The following is a 25,076-nucleotide window of genomic DNA, read 5'->3' on the forward strand; positions in this document are numbered from 1 at the left end:
CATTATGGGTTGCAGCTCACCTTTGCCTCCGCCCAGTCGCCGTGGTCGCTGGTGATGCCGTCGCCGCCGTCGGTGACCTGCAGGGTCAGGGTCTGGCCGCCGCTCACGTCGACCGAGACGTTGGCGGTGGGCGACGTACCGGTGAGCAGGTCGGAGGTGTACTTCGCGACGCCGTCGACGAGCACCTTGAAGCTGACCTTGCCGCGGTCCTCCATCTCGTCGTCCACGCCGACCTTCGCGGTGAAGGTGTTGCAGTTCCCGCCGATCCGGACACTGACCGCGGACGGCGCGTGCGTTCCGAGGCCCTTCACGTACTGCACCCCGTCGAGGGTGATCGGGTTGCCGTCGGCGGCCCCGTCCTCGCCGTTGCTGCGGTCCCGTTCCACCGGACCCCAGCCGTTGGTCGAGTCGAGGAACTCCAGGTCGCTGACCCATTTCTCGCCGGTCGGTGCCGGTGGCAACGGCTTGTCGGCGATCGTGGCGGCGAAGAACCCGAGTCCGCCACCGGGCAGCTTGATCGCCTTGACCGTCTTCCCCGGGTCGAGCGGTACGGCGGTGTAGAAGACCCGGTAGTCGGTCGTCGTGTTGCTCAGACCTGCCTGCGTGTAGCGACCCTTCACCGACACCGCGAGCTTGGCGCCGCCCGTGGCCGGGTCCTGGCAGCACCAGTTCGGCAGCTGGAACGTGCCTTGGGACTGCGAACCGTCGGTGTAGATGATGGTCACGGCCCCGCGAGCGTTGAGGCTGGCGCCGGCGCCCAGCAGGGCGAGGTGCGAGCCGGTACCCGAGACCAGGATCGGCGCCGGCTGGTTCTTCACCAGGTTGGGTGTTCCCGGCGCACCGGACGGCCAGGTGAACTGTGCGTCCTGCACGGTCACCGTCGCGCCAGGCGTGTATCCGGCTGCCGCGAGCGCCTCGCCGTTGAAGCTGTTACCCGACCCGTCGAAGTTGCCTTGGGCGTACGTCGACGCGTCGCTGATACCGACCACGTTGGCTGCCTGGGACAACGAGGCGTACGGCAGTTGGGCGGTGGCCGCCGCACTGTTCGAGTAGCTCTTGCCTCCAGCAAGGTAGGTCGCCACCAGCTTCAGCGTGAACGACGCCGGCTTCACGTCCGCGCCGGGCGTGACGTGCAGCTTGGTCGTCACGGTCTTGCCGCGCTCGACGCTGGCGAACACCTTCTGACCGGTCACGGTCCAGCCGCTTGGGACCTGCACGTCCAGGCTGACGTTCCGCATCGTCTCCTTGCTGCCGTTCTGGAAGGTCGCGGTCACCTCGGTGGCCTGGCCGGGAGCGTTCCACAGCGACGGGGAGATGAGCTCCGGCGTGCCGAAGGTGTTCGCGACATCGGGGCCACCGACCGACGACGTACCAACGAGCTGCACCACAGCAGAGCGTGAAGTGGGGATCGCTGCCGTCTTCACGTTGACGACGCCGTTCTCGTACGTCCAGCCGCTCACCTTGCGGCCGTCCACCAGGACCTCACGCGGCGCGGTGCCGGTGTGGACGGTCAGTTCGTACGGGCGAGACGCGGGCTTGCCGGAGTACGAGCCGACGCTCGCGCCGATCTTGACCGTCACGTCGCCGCGGTCCTGCGTCGGCGCGTCCACGGTGAAGACCTGGGTGGCGGACTGCCCGGACCGCGTGACCCGGTCGTCCTCGAACAGGCTGAACGACGACTTGCCCTGCGGGTAGATGTCGACGGTCAGCGGGTCGCCGAAGCCCTGCTCGGCCGCGGTGTTGATGCCCGCCTTCCACATCGGTACGACGGCGCCCGCCTTCACGAACAGCGGCAGGGTGTCCAGCGGCGCGTTGTACCCGTTCAGCGTGGTCGGGCCCTGGTAGACGCGGCCGGTCCAGTAGTCGACCCAGTTGCCCTTGGGCAGGTAGATGCCGTTCTTCACCTCGTCCGCACCCCACATCGGCGCGACCAGGAACTCCTTGCCGGCCAAGAACTCGTACTTGGTGGTGTCGTCCCAGGTCTTCGGGTCGTTCGGGTACTCCAGCACCAGCGACCGGTTCAGCGGTGCGCCGGTCCGGTGCGCCTCCGCGGCGTACGTGTAGAAGTACGGCAGCAGGCGCTCCCGCAGCTTCAGGTATTTGCGGTTGATCGAGGTGTAGGGATCGCCGTACGCCCACGGCTGCTTGAACGCCGGGGTGGCCCAGCCGGACATCGTCATGAAGGCCGGGTTGAAGACCTTCCACTGCATGTCCCGGACGTACGACGTGGGCGAGCCGCCGAAGATGCCGTCCACGTCGCCGGCGGTGTAAGCGATGCCGGAGTTGCCGGAGCCGTGGATGGCCGGGATCTGCCACTTGATCGCGTCCAGCGAACCGCTGTGGTCGCCGGTCCACTGCACTGCACACCGCTGCGCACCGGCCCAGCCCTCCACCATCCAGGCGAAGCCGCGGGCGTTGCTGTACTGCTCGATGCCGCCGTGCGCGGTGTCGCAGGCGCTCAGCGCGTGCCGGTAGCCCGGGCCTACCCAGGCGACGTCCAGCTTGCGGACCCGGACCCCTGCCTCGCCGACCTCGGCCGGCTGCCGGTCCAGCGACGACTGCGTCCACAGACCCATCTCGATGTTGCGCCGGCGGAGCTCGTCACCGGTCTGCTTGAGCGGCGGGATCTCCCGCTTGCCCCACCAGGTGCCCTCGACCTGCTCGAAGTCGGTGTCGTCGGAGTACCCGCAGCCGTAGTCGTCGTTGACCAGCATCCAGCCGCCGGGCATGTCCTCGTCCTTGAACCGCTGCGCGATCTTCACCGCGTCCAGCGTGGTCACCTTGTCCGGGTGCACCTTCCAGTCGTTGCTGGTGTCCGGGTCCTTCGCGTAGTGACCGCGGTTGTAGCAGTCCGAGTCGCCGTACTCGAGCCCGTAGATCGGCGGCATGAACGGCCGGCCGGTGAGCTCGGTGTAGCGGTCGAGCGAGGTCTTGAGGTCGCCGATGAAGTAGTAGGCGTCGAACCGCTGCTCGTCGTGCTTGGTGACGACGGGCTCGGTGAAGCTGTAGCTCCCCGGGCTGAACGTGTTCCGCAGTACGCCGTACCCCGCGGTGCTCATGTAGTAGGGAGAGGCGTTCGGGTTGCCACCGTCCTCCCAGTTGAAGTCGCGGGAGATCTTGATGGTCTGGTCGCGGTGCGAGAACCGGCCGTTCTGCATGCCGCCGCCGAAGAACTGCTCACTCGGCCCGCGGCCCAGTGACTGCGTCGTGGAGCTGTCGTTCCACGACAGCGGCGCCGTCTCGGCCCAGACCAGTTGGCCGTTCGAGCGGTGGACCGAGAACCGCAGCGGCGACTTCTGCGCCCGGACCTCGATCTTGCCGGTCGTCAGCGAGTAGAAGCTGCCACGATCCCGCCACGATGTACCCGGCGTGCCGTAGTCGGTCTTGGCGACGATGTTCGACGCGGGTCCGGTCGGGTCGGTCGGCGGCGTGTTGGCGGGGTCCGTGAAGTTCCCGTCCGGTGCGAGCCAGAGCCGGAACACGTCGTCCTTGAGGAACGCCACCCGCACCTTCGCGGCGCCGGCGCTGAGTGTGTACGTCGCCCCGTCGGCGGAGAACCCGGTGACGTCACCCAGCGTGGTGTCGGCGGTGGGTTGGGCCTGCGCTTGGGCGCTGACAGCGACCAGTGCGCCCGCGATCATCGCAAGGGCGATCACTGAACGTTTCATGCGGACAAAGATGCTCACGAGTGCCTCACTTCACGCATCTATGAACAAGAATGCGCTCATTGAAGCGCACCGGTCCCGGCTTGTCATCAGCTCGGCCGTGATGAAGTTGAGACGCCGCCGCCATCACGGGGTGAACCCGGGTAGTGACGATGTTTCGCATGGCGAACAGTCGAACCTTCAGTCGACGCGCAGTGCTGACCGGTGGTCTGGGCCTGGGCGTCGCGCTGACCACCCCGGCCCTCGCCCAGGCCCACCCCGTCGACCCCGACCGCTTCACGGCCCAGGACGACCCCGACTTCCACCCCGTGACGTTCCAGCTGCCGCCTCCGACCGGCCGGAAGGCGCTCGGCACGACCGCCCTGCACCTGATCGACCAGTCCCGCCCGGACCCGACCATGCCCAGCGGCAAGCGGGAGCTGATGATCAGCCTCTGGTACCCCGGCTCGGTGGTCGCCGCGGCTCCGCTGGCCAAGTACATGCCGAAGCGGACCGCGGTCGAGGTCGACGAGGCCTGGACCGGGGAGTACGGGCTGGCGGTGCCGACCGGTTCGTTCGACTTCGCCAACACCGACACGTACTCCCGCGTGGATGCGCCGATGCAGCCGATCCCGCACCCCGTCGTACTGCGGGCGGGTCCTGCCCGGCGTGCCGGCCGGCCAGCTGCCGGATCCGGCGTTCACCCGCAAGGCGGTCGAGACCCGGACGGCGGACGCGCGCTTCGTGCTGGATCAGCTCGAGCGGATCGTCCGCGGCGACAACCCCGACCTGGACGGCAAGACGCTGCCGCCCGGGCTCGCCGGCGGCCTCGATCTGCAGCGCGTCGGCATGTTCGGCTTCTCCCTCGGCGGCTACGCGACCGCGAACACGCTGCTCGAGGACCGGCGGTTCGCGGCCGGCCTCGACCTGGACGGGACGCTCCAGGACGACCCGGCCAAGGGCCCGCTCGGCGAGGTGGCCCGGAAGGGACTCGACCAGCCGTTCCTGCTGTTCGGCTCGGACACCAGTCAGCGCACCGACGCAGGCAAGGAGTACTACGACAGGTCGTGGGCCCGGTTCTGGGACGAGCAGCGCGGCTGGAAGCTGAACCTCGGCCTGACCGGCGCGAAGCAGAAGGCGTTCACCGACTTCCAGTTCGTCTTCGACCAGTTGTTCCGGTCGATCTACGGCGAGGACGAGATCATCACCTCGGTGATGACGGCACTGGTCGGTGCGGTCCACCCGTACCGCAGCGTGCTCGCCCAGCGCCGGTACATCGCCGCCTTCTTCGACCACAACCTGCGCGGGCGACCCGAGATGCTGCTCCGCGGCGACTCGCCGGAATTTCCCGAGATCCGGTTCGCCCGCTGACCAGGTTGTGACACTTGCCACCTCCGCCGGGCCTCCGACGGCGTACCCTCGGGGTCGAGAGGGCGGGAGTTGCCGGGCACTTTCTGAAACCCCGTGACGTGTAATCACGGCACGACCGGTTACCGTGCGTTGAGAAATGCGTTGCCGTCGGCCGTACCCTGTCCTCGGACGGGGTCGGTCTGTGCTCGGGGAACAGACGCCTGATCGCGGGCGTTGTCGGCGGACGAGAGAGTGCTAGGGCAAGGAGCGCAGTGGCAGGGGCAGCAGGGACGAAGACATCGGCAAGCAGGCTGGTGATCGTCGAGTCGCCGAAGAAGGCGCGGATGATCGCCGGTTTCCTGGGGTCCGGGTACGTGGTGGAGTCCAGCTTCGGTCACATCCGGGACCTGCCCAGCGGGGCGGACGAGATCCCGGCGAAGTACAAGGGCCTGCCCTGGGCCCGGCTCGGCGTGAACGTCGAGGACCACTTCGACCCGCTGTACGTCGTCCCGGCCGACAAGAAGGCCCAGATCCGCAAGCTGAAGGACCTGCTCAAGTCCGCCGACGAGCTCTACCTGGCCACCGACGAGGACCGCGAGGGCGAAGCGATCGCCTGGCACCTGCTGGACGAGCTGAAGCCGAAGGTCCCGGTCAAGCGGATGGTCTTCCACGAGATCACCCCGAAGGCGATCCAGGACGCGGTCGGCAGCGCCCGCGACATCAACGAGTCCCTGGTCGACGCCCAGGAGGCGCGCCGGATCCTGGACCGGCTCTACGGCTACGAGGTCTCGCCGGTGCTGTGGAAGAAGGTCATGCCGAAGCTGTCGGCGGGCCGGGTGCAGTCGGTCGCGATCCGGATGGTGGTCGACCGTGAGCGCGAGCGGATCGCCTTCCGCAGCGCGTCGTACTGGGACCTGGACGCCACCCTCGACGCCGGTGCGGGCCGCACGCCGCGGCAGTTCCCGTCCCGGCTGGTCTCGGTGGACAGCCGGCGGGTCGCCCAGGGCCGCGACTTCAGCGCCTCCGGCGAGCTGAAGGGCCAGACCACGGTCCACCTGAACGAGGAGACCGCGACCGCACTCGCCGCCGCGCTGCGCGACTCACAGTTCACCGTCCGGTCGATCGAGTCCAAGCCGTACACCCGCAAGCCGTACGCGCCGTTCCGGACCACCACCCTGCAGCAGGAGGCCGGCCGCAAGCTCGGCATGTCCGCCTCGCAGACCATGCAGATCGCCCAGCGGCTGTACGAGAACGGCAACATCACCTACATGCGTACCGACAGCGTGACGCTGTCGGACACCGCGATCACCGCCGCCCGGGCCCAGGTCCGGGAGCTGTACGGCGCGTCGTACCTGCCGGACAAGCCGCGGGTCTACACCTCCAAGGTGAAGAACGCGCAGGAGGCGCACGAGGCGATCCGGCCGGCCGGCGAGGTCTTCCAGACCCCGGCGCAGACCGGGCTGAGCGGCGCCGAGTACCGGCTCTACGAGCTGATCTGGATGCGCACCATCGCGTCCCAGATGAAGGACGCCGAGGGCCGCAGCGTCTCGATCAGGATCGACGCGACCGCCTCGTCCGGCGAGAAGTGCGAGTTCACCTCGTCCGGCCGGGTGATCACCTTCCACGGCTTCCTCAAGGCGTACGTCGAGGGCGCGGACGACCCGTCCGCCGGGACCGACGACCAGGAGACCAGGCTGCCCGACGTGGCCGAGGGCGACGTGCTGCCCGCGGTCGAGGTGCTGGCCTCCGGGCACGAGACCAAACCGCCGGCCCGCTACACCGAGGCGACGCTGATCCGGGAGCTGGAAGAGCGCGAGATCGGCCGGCCGTCGACGTACGCGTCGATCATCGGCACCATCCAGGCCCGCCGGTACGTGTACAAGAAGGGCTCCGCGCTGGTGCCGGCCTGGCTGGCGTTCGCGGTCGTCCGGCTGCTCGAGGAGCACTTCACCCGGCTGGTGGACTACGCGTTCACCGCGACCATGGAGGACGTGCTCGACGAGGTCGCCGCCGGGGACCTGCAGCGCGAGGGCGTGCTGTCGCGGTTCTACTTCGGCGACGCCGACCTCGAGGGCCTGCACTCGATGGTGAACGACCTCGGCGACATCGACGCCCGGGAGATGTCCACCTTCGGTGTCGGCGGTGACGACAGCGGCATCGTGGTCCGGGTCGGCCGCTACGGTCCGTACGTCGAGGACAAGGACGAGCGGCGCGCGAACGTGCCCGAGGACCTGCCGCCGGACGAGCTGACCGTCGAGAAGGCCCAGGAGCTGCTCAGCCAGCCGTCCGGCGTCGAGCACGAGCTCGGTACAGCGCCCGACACCGGCCTGAAGGTGGTCGCGAAGGCCGGCCGGTTCGGTCCGTACGTGACCGAGGTGCTGCCGGAGGACGCGCCGAAGAGCGCCAAGCCGCGGACCGGGTCGCTGCTGAAGTCGATGACGCTGGACAGTGTCAGCCTCGAGGACGCGATGAAGCTGCTGTCGCTGCCGCGGGTGGTCGGCATGGACCCGGAGAGCGGTGACGAGATCACCGCGCAGAACGGCCGCTACGGGCCGTACCTGAAGAAGGGCACCGACTCGCGGTCGCTGTCGTCCGAGGAGCAGATGTTCGACATCACCCTCGAAGAGGCGCTGAAGATCTACTCCGAGCCGAAGCAGCGCGGCCGCCGGGCCGCGGCGCCGCCGCTGAAGGAGCTGGGCGAGGACCCGGAGTCCGGCAAGCCGGTGGTGGTGAAGGAGGGTCGCTTCGGCCCGTACGTGACCGACGGCGAGACCAACGCGACCCTGCGCAAGGACGACTCGGTCGAGACCATCTCGCTGCTGCGCGCCGCCGAGCTGCTGGCGGACAAGCGGGCCCGTGGTCCGGTGAAGAAGGCGGCCAAGAAGTCCACCGCCAAGAAGACCACGACGAAGAAGGCGGCCGCGAAGAAGACCACCACGAAGAAGGCCGCGGCGAAGAAGACGACCGCCAAGAAGACGGCCGCCAAGAAGTCCTGAGGCTTCTGAGTAGTCCTGAGAGAGGCCCAATGACCAGTGCTGTCGAAGTCACCGCGCAGCGCCTGCGGGAACGGGGCGAGCGGGTCACGCCGGCCCGGCTCGCGGTGGTGGAGGTGCTCGCTGGCACCGAGGAGCACCTGAGCGCCGAGCAGATCGGCGAGCGCGCCGAGCAGTTGCGCCCCGGCATCCACCGCGCGACCGTCTACCGGGCGCTGGACGCGCTCGGCGAGTTCGGTCTGGTCACGCACGTTCACCTCGGCCGCGCCGGTACGACGTACCACCTGGCCGGCGACCTGGCTCCGCGCCACCTGCACCTGCGGTGCTCGGAGTGCGGCACGGTGTACGACGCCCCGGGCGACACCCTCGACTCGGCCAGGCGCAAGCTTCAGCGCGAGCTCGGCTTCCAGTTGGCCCCCGAACAGGTCGCTCTGATCGGCGTGTGCAAGGCGTGCCAAGCCTGACCTGATCCGGTCACCTTCCTGTCCATATCTGTTGATCGGTGTGGATTCGTGAACAACTTGGGCTTAGGCTCGATGCCTGTGACCCATGACCACAGTTATGTCGAGGACTTTGCTCCCGGCGCCAACGTGCTTCCCCCGCGTGCCTGGCTCGACGACGACTCGGCCAAGCTCCCGCTGACCGGCGAGTGGAGCTTCCGGCTCTCCCCGAGCGTGGCCGACGCCCCCGACGACCTGAAGGACCCGGACACCACCGGGTGGGACACCATCGCGGTCCCGGGTCACTGGCAGCTCAGCGGGTACGGCGCCCCGGCGTACACGAACGTCGTCTACCCGTTCCCGCTCGAGCCGCCGTTCGTGCCGACCGACAACCCGACCGGCGACTACGTCCGGACCGTGACGGTCCCGGCGGACTGGGCCGGCTCGCGGGTGGTGCTGCGGTTCGAGGGCGTCGACTCCCGGTTCGCGCTGCACGTGAACGGCGAGCTGGTCGGCTGGTCGTCCGGCTCCCGGCTGCCGTCCGAGTTCGACCTGACCGACGTGGTTGCCCCCGGCAGGGAGGCCCGGATCGCGGTCCGGGTGCACCAGTGGTCGGCCGGCAGCTACGTCGAGGACCAGGACATGTGGTGGCTGTCCGGGATCTTCCGCGAGGTCAACCTGCTCGCGCTGAAGCCGACCGCCCCGACCGACGTCTTCGTGCACGCGTCGTACGCCGACGGGACCGGCACGCTGAAGGTCGACTCCGACGTCGCCGGGACGGTCGTCGTACCTGAGTTGAACCTCGAGTTCGCGACCGGTGCCGAGGTCACGGCGGCCGTCGAGCCGTGGTCGGCCGAGAGTCCGCGGCTGTACGACGGTGTGGTCCGGACCGACGGTGGTGACGTGCGGCTGCGGATCGGCTTCCGGACGGTCGCGATCGCCGACGGTGTGCTGACCGTCAACGGGAACCGGGTGCTGTTCAACGGGGTCAACCGGCACGAGTTCCACCCCGACCGCGGCCGGGCGCTCACCGAGCAGGACATGCTGGACGACGTACTGCTGATGAAGCGCGCCGGGATCAACGCGGTCCGGACCAGCCACTACCCGCCGCACCCGCACTTCCTGTCGCTGTGCGACGAGTACGGCCTGTACGTGATCGACGAGTGTGACCTGGAGACGCACGGGTTCGGGTACGAGCCGGAGCCGCCGAAGCTGCCGAACCCGGTGATGGACCCGCGGTTCCGCGACGACCTGGTGTCCCGGATCGAGCGCACCGTGCACCGCGACAAGAACCACCCCGCGATCATCATCTGGTCGCTCGGCAACGAGTGCGGGATGGGCGACAACCTGAAGGCCATGTACGACCTGGCCAAGGAGCTCGACCCGTCGCGCCCGGTGCACTACGAGCGCGACACCGAGGCCGAGTGGGTCGACATCTACTCCCGGATGTACACCGACCCGGCCGGCTGCGCGGAGATCGGCGCGGACCCTGAGCTGTACCGGAACCTGCCGTTCATCCTGTGCGAGTACGGCCACGCGATGGGCAACGGACCGGGTGGGCTGCTCGACTACCGCGAGGTGTTCGACAAGTACCCGCGCTGCCAGGGCGGTTTCATCTGGGAGTGGATCGACCACGGCATCCGCACCACCATCGACGGCCGCGAGGTCTACGCGTACGGCGGCGACTTCGGCGAGACCATCCACGACAGCAACTTCGTCTGCGACGGCCTGCTGTTCCCGGACCGGACGCCGTCACCCGGCATGCTCGAGTACGTGAAGGTGATCGAGCCGCTCCGGATCGTTGCGGACGGCAACGGTGGGGTGTCGGTCACCAACCGCTACGAGGTGCTCGACACCAGCCATCTGACCTTCACGTACGTCGTCGAGGTCGAGGGCACGCAGGTCGACGCCGGTGAGCTGTCAGTGCCGGCGATCGCCCCCGGTGCGACCGCCACGGTGGAGCTGCCGGCGGTTGACGGTTCTAAGCCCGAGACCTGGGTGACCGTCATCGCTTCGCTGACTTCTGCGACTCCGTGGGCCGAGGCCGGCCACCGGATCGCGTGGGGTCAGATTCGGGTCGACGAGCCTGTCTCGGTGGAGCCGGTCACCGGTGGTGTGCCGGCTGACGGTGTTGCCGGCGTGGGCGGGATCAGCGTTGCCGGCGTGCAGAACGTGCGGCTCGACGTCTGGCGTGCGCCGATCGACAACGACGCCATCCCCGGGGTCGCGAACGCCTGGCGCGAGGAGGGTCTGCACCGCGTGCAGCACCGGATCGTCTCGCAGGGCGAGCGCGACGGCGCCTGGGAGGTCGTCACCCGTACGGCACCGCCGCAGCTCCAGTGGGGTCTCGTCAGCACCTGGCGCTGGACCGCGGTCGACGGTGGGGTCGTGTTGGACCTGAACGTCGTACCCGAGGGCCAGTTCCCGGAGGTGCTGCCGCGACTCGGCATCACCTTCGAGCTGCCGAAGGTCGAGCGGGTCGAATGGTTCGGCACCGGCCCGAACGAGGCGTACGTCGACACGCGCGAGGCTGCCGCGGTCGGCAAGTACTCGGCCACGGTCGCCGAACTGCAGACGCCGTACGTCCGCCCCCAGGAGAACGGCCACCGCATCGACACCCGCTGGGCCACCCTCGACAACCTCCGCATCGAGGCGGTGGGCACCCTCTTCGGCCTGACCGTCCGCGACTGGACCACCCAAGCCCTCGAATCCGCCACCCACACCGCCGACCTGGTCCCCGGCAACACCACCCACGTAACCCTCGACATCGCCCAAACCGGCGTAGGCACAGCCGCCTGCGGCCCCCAACTCCCCGACCGCGACAAACTGAAAACCGCCCCAGCAACCTTGACGGTGCGCTTCACCACCAGCTGATCTGGAGTTCCTCGACACGCCTTGCCCACCTCTTGGAGGGCAAGGCGTGTCGCGCTATTCAGCGCCAGGTGCGGCAATAGCGAGGCCTGCATCGGCCGCCGCCGCCAACAACCGCTTGTCGTAAGTCACCAACGCAGTCAGAGGAAGACCCTCCAGCACCAAGGTCTGTGCGCTTGCCAGATGGATGGCATCAAGGGTCCGCAGCATCGGGTCCTGGTACGCCGCGGCCGTTGCGAGCACCGTGTCGTCCATTGGAACCCGGTTGAGCTTTGCGAGCACCGTTGGCACGGCAGCCAGCCGGCCAGGGTCTGTCCGCCGCAAGGCGCGTGGAACCTCCGTGAGTACCAGAGCTGAGGCCACAAGCGTCTTGTCTTCGTTTGCTGTGAGCCACTCGTGGAGTGCCTCGGTCTCCTTCTCCCGCCGAATCAACTTCACGATCGCGGCGGAGTCGAGGTAGATCACAGCCGTTCCTCCCGGAGATCCGAGATGACCTCCGCCGAGTCGATCGAGAGATCCAGATCGCCCGGGGGTAGCGCCGGCGGAGCTGGGTCGGTGGCCGGAATCAGCCGACCGCGGCGGACCAGGTCGGCGATGCCACGGGAGTTGTCGTCGACAGGAATCAGCAGCGCCGCGGGGCGGCCGCTGACGGTGATCTCGAGGGACTCGCCGCCGGCCACGCGCGCCAGCACCGCGCTGGTGTGCTGGTTGAGTTCACGCACCGGGATGCTTTCCATGACCCCAGTGTAGAACGTCATGTTCTACACCCGCTAGCCGATTCAGATTGCGATGGCCGGCCGAGGGTGTACTCGGTCGGCCGGTGGGTTGTAGGCATGCCAGGCGGTGGTTAGGCGGGTTACTGCTTCGGTTAGTTCGGTCGGGTGGGCTCGGAAGTGGAGGCGGACGTAGGGGTCGCTGGCGCCGGTGACGTCGAGGCCGGAGCCGGGGAGGATGGCCAGGCCGTGGCGGAGGGTGGTTTGGGCGAAGGAGTTGCCGTCGCCGTGCGGCAGTCTGGCCCACAGGCACTGGCCGCCCTGGATAGTGGGGATCTGCCAGGTCGGGAGGTGTTCGGCCAGGAGGGTCCGGAGGTGGTCGTGGCGGTGCTTGAGCTCCTCGGCCAGGCCGAGGGTGTCCAGTTGAGCTACCAGGTGGGCGGCGGCTAGTTGGGCGGGGACGTTGCCGCCTAGGTCGTGGACGGCGCGGAGGCGGGCGAGGCGGTTGACGATTGGCGCGGCTGCGCGGATCCAGCCGATCCGCAGTCCACCCCAGACGCTCTTGCTGAGCGACCCGATCGAGATCACGGTCTCGCTGTACGCCGCCATCGGCGCCGGCGGCGTCGTACCCGGGAAGCCGAGATCCGCCGGCACCTCGTCCTCGATCAGCGGTACGTCGGCCGCCGCAGCAGCCCGCGCCAACCGCTCCCGGACCAGCGGCGACAACACCGACCCGGTCGGGTTCTGGTACGTCGGGATCACATAAACCAACCCCGGACGCCGCTCCCGCACCGCCGCCTCGAACCCCGCCAGTCCGACCGGCAGCCCTCGCAGTACGGCGGCCTCCTCGCGGAACGCCTCCAACGCACCCGGGTACGTCGGCGCCTCCACCAGCACCTGATCCCCGGGCGAGACCAGCGCATGCGCCAACAACGACAGCGCCTGCTGGCCGCCGTTCGTCACCATGATCTGGTCCGGTGAGGTCGGTACGCCGCGATCGCCGTAGCGCTCCGCGATGGCCTCCCGCAGGACCGGGTGACCGTACGGGTAGTACCCGATGTCTCCGCTGATCTCCCGCAACGCCGGCAGGACGCGCTCGTACGCCTCGGCCAACTGCGGAGGCGGATCGCCAGGCGCGGCACAGATGGCCAGCAGTACGTCGTCGTCCCGCGCCTCCAGTGAGTCGAGGAAGATCGGGTCGACCGTCGCATCCTCGATCGTCGCCGGCGACTGGCTGCCCGCCACCCGCGTCCCGCTGCCCTGACGCCGGGTGATCCGGCCCTCCGAGCGCAGCAGTTCGTACGCCGCGACCACCGTCGTACGGCCGACTGCCAGCGCAGCCGCCAGCGCGCGGTCCGGCGGCAGCAACGCGCCCGGCGGAAGCTCGCCGTCGTCGATCAGCCGGCGCATCCGGGCGGCGAGCAGCACGTACAGCGGCCCGCGGCCGGACGACCAGCGGCCCAGACGGTCACATACCTCGATTGGTCTCATTCGCGAACCAATTCTGCCGGATTGGCTCTGGGGTGGCCAGACCTGGGCTCGGACGATGGCGGTATGGCCACCTTTCTTCGCAACGACATCGCGTCCCTGACCGAAGTGAAGCCCACCTACGACCTCGGCGAGAGCTACGGCCCGGACCTGCGGCTTGCGGACCTGCTGACCCCGGAGCTCGGCGACCTCGACCTCAGCTACGGCACCGCGTACGGCGACCCGCGGCTGCGGACCGCGCTCGCCGAGCGCCACGGCGTACGTCCCGACCAGGTCGTCACCACCGTGGGCGGGATGCATGCGATCTTCCTGCTCGCCTACCTGGTCGCGGACGGCGGCGGTCAGGTCGTCACGACCGAGCCGCTGTTCCCCTTGGCCCGCAACTGCTACGAGTCCGTGGGTGCGGACGTCCGCGTGATCCCGTTGTCCTTCGACGACGGCTACCAACTGACCGTGGAGCACGTTCGCGCCCACCTCACGCCCGAGACCAAGCTGGTCAGTCTCGCGACGCCGCAGAACCCTTCAGGCGTTGAGGTTTCGCGCGAGACGCTGCAGCAGATCGTGGCCGTCATGAGCGAGATCTGCCCGGATGCCTACCTGATGATCGACGAGACCTACCGCACCGCGGCGTACGGCGACGATCCGATCGTGGGGACCGCCGTACACCTGGGACCCAAGGTGGTGGTCGTCTCCTCGCTGTCGAAGTGCCACGGCGCGGCCGCCCTGCGCGTCGGCTGGCTGATCAGCACTGACGCCGAGCTCGTCGACCAGGTGGTGACCGCGAAGTTCAACACCGTCGTGTCGGGATCGCCGGTCACCGAGGCGCTCGCAGTACAGCTGTTCGAGCAGGAGGACGAGATCCTCGAGGTACGGCGTCGCTGGCTGGCGGACTCGTTGGCCACGACGGATGAGTGGATCCGCGCGAACCACGAGCTGGTCGAGTGGGTCCGGCCTGACGCCGGCGCGCTGTGCTGCATCCGGCTGAAATCGGCCGTGTCCGTCGACCGGTTCCGCGAGGCCACGGCCGAGCTGAGTGTCCGGCTGGCCGACGGTGACTGGTTCGGGGACGAGTCGCGGGTCTTCCGGCTCGGGTTCGGATTCCTGCCGCTGGTCGAGCTGAAGGCCGGTCTGGACGCCTTGGCGACCGCGCTGCGCAAGGCTGTCGATGCCTCCGACTAGTCTTTGGGTGTGCCGGAGGTTTATGACCCGATGACTGATCCAGCACCGGCGCATGACGTGCGCGCGGTGCTGCGGATCCGGGCGTTCCGGCGGCTCTGGGTGGCGTTCGGGCTGTCCAGCCTGGGGGACTGGATCGGCCTGCTGGCACTGACCGCGATGGCGAAGTCGTTCGCCGGTGACGACTACCAGGCGGCGAACTTCGCCATCGGCGGCGTGCTGTTCCTCCGGGTGCTGCCCGCGCTGGTGATGGGCCCGGTCGCGGGCTGGGTCGCGGACCGGCTGGACCGGCGCTGGACGATGATCGTCGGCGACCTGATCCGGGCCGCCTTCTTCGTCAGTATCCCGATCGTCGGCACCCTCACCTGGCTGCTGGTCGCGACCGTGCTGATCGAGATCGTCAGCCTGATCTGGGGCCCGGCCAAGGACGCCAGCGTGCCGAACCTGGTGCCCCGGCACCGCCTCGAGGCGGCCAACCAGCTCAGCCTGATCACCACCTACGGCAGCGCGCTTCCGGCCGCCGTCATCTTCACCGCGATCACCCTGGCCACCCGCGGGCTCGGCGAGGTCTCCATCGACCTGGCCGTCTACGTCAACGCGGCCACGTTCGTGGTGTCCGCGCTGGCGATCTTGTCGGTGGCCGAGATCGGCCGCGCCATCCACGAGCACGAGACACACCCGACGCTCTGGCGGACGATGGTCGAGGGCTGGTCCTACGTCACCGGGACGCCGGTCGTCCGCGGTCTCGTGGTCGGTATCTCCGGCGCGTTCGCGGCCGGCGCGGTCGTGATCGGCCTCGGCCGCACGTACGTCGAGGATCTCCACGCCGGCGACCCCGGGTACGGCGTCCTGTTCGGCGCGGTGTTCGGCGGTCTGGCGCTCGGCATGGGGTTCGCGCCGCGGTTGTTCTCCGGCCTGTCCCGGCGGCGGTTGTTCGCGGCCGGGCTGGTCGGCTCCGGCATCTGCCTGGCCGGGCTGGCGCTGATCCAGCAGATCGAGATCGCCACCATGATCGCGATCCTGCTCGGCTTCTGCGCCGGCGCCTCCTGGGTTTCCGGCTACACGCTGCTCGGTCTCGAGGTGCCGGACGCGGTTCGCGGCCGGACCTTCGCCTTCGTCCAGTCCGCGGTCCGGACGGTCCTCGCGGTCACCCTGGCCATCGCCCCGTTCGCCGCCGGCGCGATCGGCCGCCGTACCTGGTCGATCGGCGGACGGTCGTGGACGTACAACGGCGCCGCGCTGACGATGCTGATCGCGGCGATCCTGGCCGGCGTGATCGGGCTGATCGCCTGGCGGCAGATGGACGACCGGCCGGGTGTCCCGTTCTGGCGCGACGTACGGCGGAGCTTCGGCAAGACCCCCGGCGTCTACCCGACCACCGGCCTGTTCATCGCGATGGAAGGCGGCGAGGGCGCCGGCAAGTCGACTCAGTCCGCGTTGCTGGTCGAGTGGCTGAAAGAGCAGGGCCAGCAGGTGCTGCTCACCCGCGAGCCGGGTGCGACCGACCTCGGCAAGACGCTGCGGCAGATCGTCCTCGACCCGGCCACCGGTGACATCTCGCATCGCGCCGAGGCGCTGCTGTACGCCGCCGACAAGGCCGAACATGTGGACTCGGTGATCAAGCCCGCCTTGAAGGCAGGCGCCGTCGTCATCACCGACCGGTACGTCGACTCCGCCCTGGCCTACCAAGGATCCGGGCGGGATCTGGACCTCACCGATGTCGAGCGGGTCAACCGCTGGGCGACCGACGACCTCCGGCCGAACTTGACCATCCTGCTCGACCTGCCGCCGAAGAGCGGGCTCGACCGATTCACCGAGCGGGACCGGATCGAGGCCCAGTCGCACGACTTCCACCTCCGGGTGCGCAACGCGTTCCTCGAGCTAGCCGCGGCCGAGCCCCAGCACTACCTGGTCGTCGACGCCTCCCAAGGCCGCGAACAGATCGCCGCCCAAATCCGCGCCCGTCTCCAACCAATGCTCCCCAAGGTGGATCTATGACCGTGTGGGACGACCTGGTCGGCCAGGAGCCGGCGGTCGCCGTACTGCAGAAGGCTGTGGCCGGTGCGGAAGCGGGCATGCGGGGTGAGACCGGGGCTGCGGTAGCGGGGATGACGCATGCGTGGCTGATCACCGGGCCGCCCGGGTCGGGGCGGTCGAACGCGGGCCGTGAGTTCGCGGCCGCGCTGCAATGCGAGAACCGGGGATGCGGCGAGTGCAACGAGTGCCGTACGGCGCTGACCGGCGCGCACCCGGACGTGTCGCTGATCCGCACCGAGCTGCTGTCGATCCGGGTCAGCGAGATCCGCGAGCTGATCCGCCGGGCCGCGATGAGCCCGACCCAGGGCCGCTGGCAGGTCATGGTCGTCGAGGACGCGGACCGGCTGACCGAGCAGGCCGCCGACGCGCTGCTGAAGAGCATCGAGGAGCCGGCGCCGCGGACGGTCTGGGTGCTGTGTGCGCCGACCGTCGAGGACGTCGTACCGACGATCCGGTCGCGCTGCCGGCTGCTGGTGCTGCGCACGCCGCCGGTGGACGCGGTGGCGAACATGCTGATCGGCAAGCTGGGGGTCGATCCCGAGCTGGCCGGGTTCGCCGCGCGCGCCGCGCAAGGCCACATCGGACGGGCGCGGGCGTTGGCGCGCGACGAGGAGGTGCGGGCCCGGCGGACGAACGTGCTGGAGGTCCCGTTCGCGCTGCGCGACCTCGGCGCCTGCTTGAAGGCCGCGCAGCAGCTGGTCGAGGCCGCGAAGGCCGAGGCGAAGGCCAGCGCCGAGAAGGTCGACGAGAAGGAACGCGCTGCGCTCGAGCAGGCACTCGGAGTCGGCACGAAGGGCGCCAAGCCGCGCGAGGCGAACGCCGCGTTGAAGGAGCTCGAGGACCAGCAGAAGGCTCGGGCGAAGCGGTGGGAACGCGACGTGCTCGACCGGTCACTGGTTGACCTGATGGCCTTGTACCGCGACGTTCTGATGGTTCAGACCCGCGCCGGCGCCGAATTGATCAACGCCGAGCTTCGCTCGAACATCGAGCAATATGCGGCCCGAACCACCCCAGAGCAGACGATTCGAAGGATCGACGCCCTGGCCGCCTGCCGAGAGGCGATCGAGACCAACGTCGCACCCTTGCTGGCTCTCGAGGCGATGACGATCGCGCTGTTCGAAGGGTGACACCTGCGTCCGGTTAGCGGGCAGCGGCTGTAACACCGAGACCGGCCGGTCCGATGTCTGCGGTGTCCGGGCAGACCGCTCGGCGCCCTGCCCGAAACGGAACTGCATGACACAACCGCCCCCGATCCAGCCTGCCCGGCCATCCTTGCCGCCGGCCGAGTCCTGGCTCGCGGGTGTACCGACTCCCGCGCAGCAGCGCCAGGACCGCTACGCCGTGGCCGCGCTGGTGACGAGCCTGCCCGGGCTGGTGCCGATCGCCGTGGTGCTGGCCGCGATCGCGTTGCGCCGGATCAAGCGGACCAGCAGCCGGGGCAAGCGGCTCGCGTACGGCGCCCTGGCGATCAGCCTGGCCTGGACGATCGCCATCGCAGTCGCGGTCGCCCTGAACCTGATCGGCGAACGCCGGGCGGGGATCGGACGGACGGTCGCCATCTCGCAGGTCGCCGTACAGCAGTGCTTCGACGCGGACCTGGAGGCGGAGACCCTGCGGGTCGTGCGGATCGCCGACTGTGCGGTCGCCCACACCGGCGAGGCATACGCGAAGGTCCGGGCCAACCTGGCCGGGCTGTCGGCGGAGGACAAGGGCACGGTCGCCACCCAACAGTGTGCGACTGCCTTCAGCGCGTTCGTCGGCAAGCCGTACGAGCGGTCGGAGTTGGACATGTACTACGTCGTGCTGGGTGAGCGCGCAGTTGCTGACGGCAACGTCCTCTGCCTGGTCGGCATGCCGGGGACCCATTTGACGGGTAGCATGCGCGGGTCGCAGCGGTAGCACCAGCGGGGGAAACGTGAGTCAACCACCGTACGGACCGGAGCCGGGCCGGCCTCAAGACGTGCCGAGGTCGTTCCCGACGTACGGACGGCCTGGGGAACAGCAGCCGGGGCAGCAGCCGGGTGGGCCGTCGGGGCAGCCGTCGTACGGTCAGCCGGGGCAGTCTGGTCCGCCGGGGCAGTCGCCGTATGGGCAGGGGTCGTCTGGCCAGCTGTCGGCAGGGCAGCAGCCGGCGGGGCAGCAGTCGCCGGGGCAGTCTGGGGCGACGCAGTGGGCGGCTCCGGGGCAGACGACGGGGCAGTCGCCGTACGGACAGCCTGCGGCTGGGTCGCCGTACGGGCAGCAGTCGGGTGGGGCGCAGTACGGGCAGCAGGGTGCTTCGCCGTACGGGCAGCCGCCGTACGCGCAGGCTGGGTATCCACCGGTGGGGGCGTTTCCGACGCCGTACGGGTACGGGTATCCGGGGTCCGGGGGCGGCAACAACGGGATGGCGATCGGCTCGCTGGCGACCGGGATCGGCGGCTTCTGCGTCCCCATCGCCGCACCGGTCGCGGTCGGCCTCGGCATCGCGGCGCTGGTCCAGATCAAGAAGCGTGGGGGCGACGGCAAGGGCATGGCGATCGCCGGCCTCGTGCTCGGCGGCCTGACCACCATCGGCTGGCTGCTGTACCTCCTGCTGATCGTGGTGCTCGGCGTGTTCGGTGCCACCAGCGACGATGACTACTACGGCGCCCCCGAGCCCAGTTCGACGTACTCGACGCCCACCACGTTCATCGACGACCTGGCCGTCGGCGAGTGCTTCGACGAGGCCGACGAGGAGGACGAGGTCGTCCGCCGCCCGTGCGCCGACCTGCACGACGCCGAGATCATCGCCGGCGTCACCCTCCCCGACGGCCCGTACCCCGGCGACCGCGAGGTCGACAGGGCCGGCGAGCAGGCCTGCACCACAGAGTTCGCCAAGTACGTCGGCTCCACCGTCAAAACCACCGAGCTCGAGTGGGACTACTGGACCCCCACCCGCCAACTCTGGAACTCCGAAGACCGCCTGGTCGTCTGCGCCGCCTACGGCCCCGACTTCGACCAACTAACCGGAAGCATCAAAGGCACCAAACGCTGAGCCTCCTGCCCCACGCGCACTACGCGCCGGCTCCTCCGTCGCCCCGCTCCGCGCGCTCCCACCCACCTTCCTGCGGGCTACCGCCCGTCCTTAAGCGACCCCTGGCCCGCGTGGATCCAGCAACTGAGTCGCCTCGGCTGGCGAACCGGATATTGGGGCGTCGGAAATCCTCTACACTAGCGACCCTGATGTAGAGGATTTCCGACGGAAGGTGTTGTGGTGCCGACGACTGCCTAGCCGTCTCCCGTCCCGGCGCTGGCGAACCAGGTATGCCGCGTAGGATATCCTCTACACTAGGCATGTTTGTGTAGAGGGTTTCCGACGGAAGGAGGCGAGGTGCCGACGATCGACGAGCTGCTCGGCGAGCTGCCCGAGACCTTCCGCTACTCCGAGGCCATCGACCGGATCAGTGAGCGGCAACTCCGCAACCTCATTACGCATGAGCGGATCACCGCACTGTCGCGCGGGCTGTACCGCAAGAACGATTGGCTGGGCGACGACAGCTTGATCGAGATCGCGGCCAAGTCGCCGCAGGCGACTCTCTGCCTGCGGTCTGCGCTGGCCCGCCACGACCTAATCGATGACATCCCCGCCGAGATCGATATCGCGATCCCGCGCGGCTCATGGACGCCGGCTACGACCACGCCGGTCAGCTGGCGAAACTTTGATCCAGCTACCTTCACCATTGGCCGTACAACCCTCGACATCGGTGCAGGCCGAACCATCGGCATCTACTCTGCCGAACGCAGCATCATCGATGCCTTCCGGCTTCGGCACATCGACGGCTCGGACCTTGCCTACGAGGCACTCAAACGCTGGCTGCGCGTGGGCGGACAGCCGTCGGAGCTCCTACGACTGGCCAAGGCATTCCCTAGGGTCGTCACATCAATCCGTCAGACGCTGGAGATCCTTCTTTGAGCCGAATCTCGCGAGGCACGCCAGCCGGCGATGCCTACCTCGATCTCAGGAACCAGGCACAGCGGACCGGACGCACTACCCAGGAACTGCTGCAGTTGTACGTGCTTAGGGATTCCTCGCGCGCCTCGCCGCCAGCCCGGTCCGTGACAACTTCGTCCTCAAGGGCGGCGTGCTGCTGGCCGCGTTCGACACTCGCCGACCCACGAAGGATGTCGACCTCGCCGGCCGCAAGCTGGCCAACTCCACCCAAGCGGTCCTGGAACTGGTCCAGGTTGTGCTCGGCTTCTCGCCCGCGGATGACGGCGTCGAGTTCTTCCCCGACGCCGCCACAGCAGATGTCATCCGCGAGGAAGACCAATACTCCGGCGTGCGAGTACATGTCGACGCACAGCTCGCCAGTGCGCGTCTGCCATTCCATGTGGACGTCAACGTCGGCGACCCGATCTGGCCCGAGCCGGTGCTTGTGGAAGTGCCTCGCCTGCGAGGAGGCGATCCGATCCGGCTGTCCGGCTATCCGATCCACATGGTCCACGCCGAGAAGATCGTCACGGCCGTCCAACGAGGCATCGCGAACACCAGGTGGCGCGATTTCGGCGACATCTACACCCTCGCCAGGCGGCATCGGATCGACGGCTCCGATCTGGAACGAGCAATCCATGAGGTCGCCCACGGTCGCGGTGCGACTCTGGCGCCCTTGGCCGACGTTCTGGATGGGTATGCGCCGATCGCGCAGACCAGGTGGGCGGCCTGGCGTCGGCGCAACGGCTCAAGCCACCTACCCGAGCAGTTTGCCGATATCCTCGACGACGTGCTGCGGTTCGCCGAGCAGCCGCTTCGCGCCGACGTCGGCGGCCTTGCGTGGGATCCGGAACTCGCCCTCTGGAAGTAGCGCCTCAGTCGTCACAGCCGTGGTGTGTCCGCGACCACGGGAGGCTTGCGGTCGCCGGGACGGGCGGTTGTTGTGCGGGCGGGCGCCGGCCTAGCACTTGAGTGCGGGCGACGAAGGAGCACGCATAGGGCGGGTGGAGCCCGCAGACCCCGGCGGTAGCCGGGTGAGGGATGCACGGCGATTAGCCGGGGGTGGGTGCGAGCGGGCGGAGTGGGGGCGACGTAGGAGCCGCTGCGTAGCATGCGTGGGCTGATGCATGCGGGTTGGGCAAGTACGCTGGCGCCGTGGGCATGGTGATGGCGGTGTCGTTCGAGAGGTACGGGCGGCTCTACTACCTGGACCCCGGCCCGCATCGTCCGCGTGTCGGGGACAAGGTGCTGGTTCCGACCGATGACGGGCCCGAGGTGGCAGAGTGTGTGTGGGCGCCGCAGTACGTCACGGAGGAGATCGGCGGGCTGCCGCTGTGTGAGGGGATTGCGACTACGGCGGACCTGGATCGGGACGAGCAGAACCGGCAGCGGCGGGCTGATGCGCGGGTGACGGCGAAGCGGTTGATCCGTCAGCATGGGTTGCCGATGAAGGTGGTCGGGATCGACTTCGTGGATCGCCGGCCGGATGTGGACCAGTTGGTCATCGTGTACTTCTCCGCGCCGCACCGGGTCGATTTCCGGGAGTTGGTGCGGGATCTGGCCCGTGGGCTGCGGGCCCGGATCGAGCTGCGTCAGGTGGGTGCGCGCGACGAGGCCCGGCTGCAAGGCGGGATCGGGCCGTGCGGGCGGGATCTGTGCTGTGCGACGTTCCTGAAGGACTTCGAGCCGGTCAGTGTGCGGATGGCGAAGGACCAGGACCTGCCGCTGAACCCGCTGAAGATCTCCGGCGCCTGCGGCCGGCTGATGTGCTGCCTGAAGTACGAGCACCCGCTCTACCAGGAGTTCAACGCCAAGGCCCCGGCGGCCGGGACGCACGTCGAGACCCCCGCGGGTGATGGAGTGGTGGTCGGACACAACGTGCCGAGCGACACCGTGGTGGTGCGGTTGGCGGCGTCGGGCCGGCGCTGCGCCTGCAGCCGGGCGGACGTCTGCTCGCCGCGCCAGCAGTACGAAGCCTCCAGTACGACGACACCGGACGCCCCGCCGATCGTCGACGTACCGGCGGAAGGCGTACCGGCGGAAGGCGTGCCGGCCGACGACGTACCGGCAGACGACGTGCCGGCACAGGCGGAAGTCACGGCGGAGACCGTGGAGGAGCCACGGCGACGGAAGCCGCGGCGGCGCCGGCGCGTGCACCATGACGACGAGGGAGACAGCCCGCAGTGAGTGACCGCAGAACGACCGACCCCGGCGCGGGGCTCCTCAAGCGTGGGGTCGCTGTGTTTGCGGTTCTCGCGGTGCTGACGAGCGGTTGTGGGATCGCGAGCCGGGCCCAGGACGCCGGTGAGGAGAGCACGACCGGCTCGAGCGGCACCGGCAGCAACCCGACCAAGGGGCCGGCCGGGCCGATTCCCGCCGGTCTGGAGAAGTTCTACCAGCAACAGCCGGACTGGGAGCGCTGCGGCTCGAACCAGCAGTGCGCGACCATCGAGGTGCCGCTGGACTACTCCAAGCCGACCGGCGAGACGATCGAGCTGCGGGCCCGCAAGGTGCTCGCGCGGGACCGGGCCGGCAAGATCGGCACGCTGTTCATCAACCCGGGCGGTCCGGGCGCCTCGGGGCAGGACTTCGCCGCCTCGGCCGGATTCGTGCTCGGCGCGCAGCTGCTGCGGAAGTTCGACGTGATCGGCTGGGACCCGCGCGGGGTCGGCCAGTCGACGCCGGTCCGCTGCCTGGACACCGCGCAGATGGACAAGTACATCGCGACCGACGGCAGCCCGGACGACGACGCCGAGATCAACGAGCTGAACAACGAGTCGAAGGTCTTCGCGAACGGGTGCCAGCAGCGCTCCGGCGAGCTGCTGCCGCACGTGTCGACCAAGGACGCCGCTCGCGACATCGACGTACTGCGGGGAATCGTCGGCGACTCGGAGTTGTACTACCTCGGCATGTCGTACGGCACCTACCTCGGGGCGACGTACGCCGAGCTGTTCCCGAAGAACGTCGGCCGCCTGGTGCTGGACGGCGCCGTGGACCCGGCGAAGACCTCGAAGCAGAACAACATGGCTCAGGCGAAGGGCTTCGACACCGCGCTGGACGCGTTCGCGGAGGACTGTGCGCAGCGCTCGTGCCGGCTCGGCAGCACCAAGCAGGAGGTGCTCGCGAAGGTCGACAAGCTGATCAACGACAGCGACGCGACTCCGCTGCCGGGCGACGGGCAGCGCGAGGTCACGCAGGCCCTGGTGGTGCTCGGCGTGATCTACCCGCTGTACGTGAAGGACTTCTGGCCGCGGCTCGAGGACGCGGTGCTGGACGGGCTGGCCGGGAACGGCGCCCGGCTGCTGGCGCTGGCCGACGAGTACACCAGCCGCGAGCCGAGCGGGTACTCGAACAACAGCAACGAGGCGATCTACGCAGTGAACTGCTTGGACCGCCCGGACATCACCTCGGTCGCGCAGGCGAAGGCGGAGGAGCCGGAGTACAAGGCGGCGTCACCGCGGTTCGGCTCGTTCCTGCTCTGGGGCTCGATGGCCTGCGCGAACTGGCCGGTCAAGCCGGAGAACCAGCCGCACGCGATCAAGGCCGCCGGTGCGAAGCCGATCGTGGTCGTCGGCACCACGCGCGACCCGGCGACGCCGTACGAGTGGGCCGTCGGGCTGGCGAGCCAGCTGGAGAGCGGTGTCCTGATCACCCGCGACGGCGACGGCCACACCGGCTACAAGGCCGGCAACGCCTGCGTCGACAACGCCGTGGAGAGCTACCTCCTGCAAGGTACGGCGCCCACCGCCGACATCAAGTGTTAACTCGGACGAGTGTCGTTGTCCGCCGTGGGTAGCTGCAACGTTTGAGTGGCCTGCTCGAGGATGGCGCGCAGGGCCGCCTCGTCCTTCGGGCGGCCGCCGACGGTGATTTCGACGGCGGTCTTCTGGCTGCCGTTCTGCGTGATCCAGCGGGACAGGCCCATCCGCGGCCCGCGGGTCTCGTCGACGTACGTGTAGATCAGCGTGCCGTTGGCGCGGCTGATCACCTTGAGGTCCTGCTCGTCGATGCTCCGAGCGCGGCTGTCCACCAACTCGTCCGGGGACTTGCTGCTGCCGCGGGTGTCGAACCGGAGCTGCCAGACGCCGCTCGGGTCGACGAACCGCGGCCGGGTGCCCGCCTGGGTGCTCTTCCACCCGTTCGGGACCTCGGCGGACACCGGGTCGCTCTTGGTGCCGAAGGTCTGCAGCGTGTACTGCAGCGAGTCGGCCTGCAGGCAGTCGGTGCAGGAGGGTGTGCTCGGCGCCGGTTTGCTGCTGCTCACGTTCCCAGCCTGGGAATCACTCCCCAGCAAGTCCCCGTTGATCGCCAGCACGCCGCCGAACACGGCTACGCCGACGGTCATTCCCGCCAGCGTCATCAGCAGCGCCTGGTGCCTGGGCGTGAGCATCCCGACCTCGCTTCCTTCTCTC

At 69.0% G+C, this 25,076-nt stretch carries 17 protein-coding genes and 1 pseudogene; 13 read left to right on the forward strand and 5 right to left on the reverse strand.

All coding sequences use genetic code 11. From position 1 onward, the window contains the following. Nucleotides 1-2: 2 nt before the first annotated feature. Nucleotides 3-3,668, reverse strand: a complete 3,666-nt coding sequence (locus ACIBL3_RS06320; protein WP_396352130.1) for an NPCBM/NEW2 domain-containing protein — start codon at nt 3,666-3,668, stop codon at nt 3-5. Nucleotides 3,669-4,256: 588 nt separating this feature from the next. On the opposite strand from ACIBL3_RS06320, the gene ACIBL3_RS06325 reads away from it, so the two are divergent. The 4 genes from ACIBL3_RS06325 to ACIBL3_RS06340 all read left to right on the forward strand — a co-directional run bounded on the left by ACIBL3_RS06325 (nt 4,257) and on the right by ACIBL3_RS06340 (nt 11,301). Then, nucleotides 4,257-5,015, forward strand: a complete 759-nt coding sequence (locus ACIBL3_RS06325; RefSeq protein ID WP_396352132.1) for a hypothetical protein — start codon at nt 4,257-4,259, stop codon at nt 5,013-5,015. A 251-nt stretch (nt 5,016-5,266) separates the two neighbouring features. Continuing rightward, nucleotides 5,267-7,990: a type I DNA topoisomerase gene (gene topA / locus ACIBL3_RS06330; protein WP_396352133.1), complete on the forward strand. Its 2,724-nt coding sequence runs from the start codon at nt 5,267-5,269 to the stop codon at nt 7,988-7,990. A gap of 29 nt (nt 7,991-8,019) precedes the next feature. Next, complete coding sequence (locus ACIBL3_RS06335; RefSeq protein WP_396352134.1) at nt 8,020-8,451, forward strand: Fur family transcriptional regulator; 432 nt, start codon at nt 8,020-8,022, stop codon at nt 8,449-8,451. A 72-nt stretch (nt 8,452-8,523) separates the two neighbouring features. Continuing rightward, nucleotides 8,524-11,301 carry a glycoside hydrolase family 2 TIM barrel-domain containing protein gene (locus ACIBL3_RS06340; RefSeq protein WP_396352136.1) on the forward strand — a complete coding sequence of 926 codons (2,778 nt, stop codon included), beginning with the start codon at nt 8,524-8,526 and terminating at the stop codon, nt 11,299-11,301. Nucleotides 11,302-11,355: 54 nt separating this feature from the next. Here the strand turns inward: ACIBL3_RS06340 and ACIBL3_RS06345 are convergent, their stop codons facing one another. From ACIBL3_RS06345 to ACIBL3_RS06355, 3 genes are read right to left on the reverse strand one after another with little or no spacing between them, the layout of a single operon-like run. Continuing rightward, on the reverse strand, nt 11,356-11,763 hold the full coding sequence (locus ACIBL3_RS06345; RefSeq protein WP_396352138.1) for a type II toxin-antitoxin system VapC family toxin: 408 nt from the start codon (nt 11,761-11,763) through the stop codon (nt 11,356-11,358). Then, nucleotides 11,760-12,035, reverse strand: a complete 276-nt coding sequence (locus tag ACIBL3_RS06350; RefSeq protein ID WP_396352139.1) for a type II toxin-antitoxin system prevent-host-death family antitoxin — start codon at nt 12,033-12,035, stop codon at nt 11,760-11,762. Before ACIBL3_RS06350 ends, ACIBL3_RS06345 begins: the two co-directional genes overlap by 4 nt. A gap of 42 nt (nt 12,036-12,077) precedes the next feature. Further along, complete coding sequence (locus tag ACIBL3_RS06355; RefSeq protein ID WP_396352141.1) at nt 12,078-13,502, reverse strand: PLP-dependent aminotransferase family protein; 1,425 nt, start codon at nt 13,500-13,502, stop codon at nt 12,078-12,080. A gap of 63 nt (nt 13,503-13,565) precedes the next feature. Between ACIBL3_RS06355 and ACIBL3_RS06360 the strand changes: the two genes are divergently transcribed. From ACIBL3_RS06360 to ACIBL3_RS06400, 9 genes and pseudogenes are all read left to right on the forward strand, one after another. Beyond that, the gene (locus tag ACIBL3_RS06360) at nt 13,566-14,678 is read left to right on the forward strand and encodes a pyridoxal phosphate-dependent aminotransferase (RefSeq protein ID WP_396352142.1); all 1,113 of its coding nucleotides are present in this window, start codon (nt 13,566-13,568) and stop codon (nt 14,676-14,678) included. A gap of 30 nt (nt 14,679-14,708) precedes the next feature. Continuing rightward, complete coding sequence (gene tmk, locus ACIBL3_RS06365) at nt 14,709-16,673, forward strand: dTMP kinase (protein ID WP_396352143.1); 1,965 nt, start codon at nt 14,709-14,711, stop codon at nt 16,671-16,673. Next, on the forward strand, nt 16,670-17,839 hold the full coding sequence (locus ACIBL3_RS06370; protein ID WP_396352144.1) for a DNA polymerase III subunit delta': 1,170 nt from the start codon (nt 16,670-16,672) through the stop codon (nt 17,837-17,839). Before tmk ends, ACIBL3_RS06370 begins: the two co-directional genes overlap by 4 nt. Nucleotides 17,840-17,945: 106 nt before the next feature. Beyond that, nucleotides 17,946-18,611 (forward strand): DUF4190 domain-containing protein, encoded by a 666-nt coding sequence (locus ACIBL3_RS06375; protein ID WP_396352145.1) that lies wholly within the window; start codon nt 17,946-17,948, stop codon nt 18,609-18,611. Between the two features lie 61 nt (nt 18,612-18,672). Next, nucleotides 18,673-19,728, forward strand: a complete 1,056-nt coding sequence (locus ACIBL3_RS06380; protein ID WP_396352147.1) for a DUF4190 domain-containing protein — start codon at nt 18,673-18,675, stop codon at nt 19,726-19,728. 336 nt (nt 19,729-20,064) lie between these two features. Next, complete coding sequence (locus tag ACIBL3_RS06385; RefSeq protein WP_396352148.1) at nt 20,065-20,646, forward strand: hypothetical protein; 582 nt, start codon at nt 20,065-20,067, stop codon at nt 20,644-20,646. Between the two features lie 124 nt (nt 20,647-20,770). After that, nucleotides 20,771-21,535 (forward strand): annotated as a pseudogene (locus ACIBL3_RS06390) (nucleotidyl transferase AbiEii/AbiGii toxin family protein); the annotation flags it as partial. A gap of 290 nt (nt 21,536-21,825) precedes the next feature. Continuing rightward, entirely contained in the window at nt 21,826-22,851 is a 1,026-nt protein-coding gene (locus ACIBL3_RS06395; protein ID WP_396352312.1) for a stage 0 sporulation family protein, read from the forward strand. Continuing rightward, on the forward strand, nt 22,848-24,428 hold the full coding sequence (locus tag ACIBL3_RS06400; RefSeq protein WP_396352149.1) for an alpha/beta hydrolase: 1,581 nt from the start codon (nt 22,848-22,850) through the stop codon (nt 24,426-24,428). The genes ACIBL3_RS06395 and ACIBL3_RS06400 overlap by 4 nt, the downstream gene beginning before the upstream one ends. Here the strand turns inward: ACIBL3_RS06400 and ACIBL3_RS06405 are convergent. Then, nucleotides 24,425-25,054: a hypothetical protein gene (locus ACIBL3_RS06405; RefSeq protein WP_396352150.1), complete on the reverse strand. Its 630-nt coding sequence runs from the start codon at nt 25,052-25,054 to the stop codon at nt 24,425-24,427. The genes ACIBL3_RS06400 and ACIBL3_RS06405 overlap by 4 nt on opposite strands. Nucleotides 25,055-25,076: the final 22 nt, after the last annotated feature.

The organism is Kribbella sp. NPDC050124 (assembly GCF_044460355.1).
Lineage (GTDB): Bacteria > Actinomycetota > Actinomycetes > Propionibacteriales > Kribbellaceae > Kribbella.

Excerpts from the sequence above, each read along its gene's own strand:
- ACIBL3_RS06320 (WP_396352130.1), bottom strand. The coding sequence starts at position 3,668 with ATGAAACGTTCAGTGATCGCCCTTGCGATGATCGCGGGCGCACTGGTC.
- ACIBL3_RS06325 (WP_396352132.1), top strand. The coding sequence starts at position 4,257 with ATGCGCCGATGCAGCCGATCCCGCACCCCGTCGTACTGCGGGCGGGTC.
- ACIBL3_RS06335 (WP_396352134.1), top strand. The coding sequence starts at position 8,020 with ATGACCAGTGCTGTCGAAGTCACCGCGCAGCGCCTGCGGGAACGGGGC.
- ACIBL3_RS06340 (WP_396352136.1), top strand. The coding sequence starts at position 8,524 with ATGCCTGTGACCCATGACCACAGTTATGTCGAGGACTTTGCTCCCGGC.
- ACIBL3_RS06350 (WP_396352139.1), bottom strand. The coding sequence starts at position 12,035 with ATGGAAAGCATCCCGGTGCGTGAACTCAACCAGCACACCAGCGCGGTG.
- ACIBL3_RS06355 (WP_396352141.1), bottom strand. The coding sequence starts at position 13,502 with ATGAGACCAATCGAGGTATGTGACCGTCTGGGCCGCTGGTCGTCCGGC.
- ACIBL3_RS06360 (WP_396352142.1), top strand. The coding sequence starts at position 13,566 with ATGGCCACCTTTCTTCGCAACGACATCGCGTCCCTGACCGAAGTGAAG.
- tmk (WP_396352143.1), top strand. The coding sequence starts at position 14,709 with ATGACTGATCCAGCACCGGCGCATGACGTGCGCGCGGTGCTGCGGATC.
- ACIBL3_RS06370 (WP_396352144.1), top strand. The coding sequence starts at position 16,670 with ATGACCGTGTGGGACGACCTGGTCGGCCAGGAGCCGGCGGTCGCCGTA.
- ACIBL3_RS06375 (WP_396352145.1), top strand. The coding sequence starts at position 17,946 with ATGACACAACCGCCCCCGATCCAGCCTGCCCGGCCATCCTTGCCGCCG.
- ACIBL3_RS06395 (WP_396352312.1), top strand. The coding sequence starts at position 21,826 with ATGGTGATGGCGGTGTCGTTCGAGAGGTACGGGCGGCTCTACTACCTG.
- ACIBL3_RS06405 (WP_396352150.1), bottom strand. The coding sequence starts at position 25,054 with ATGCTCACGCCCAGGCACCAGGCGCTGCTGATGACGCTGGCGGGAATG.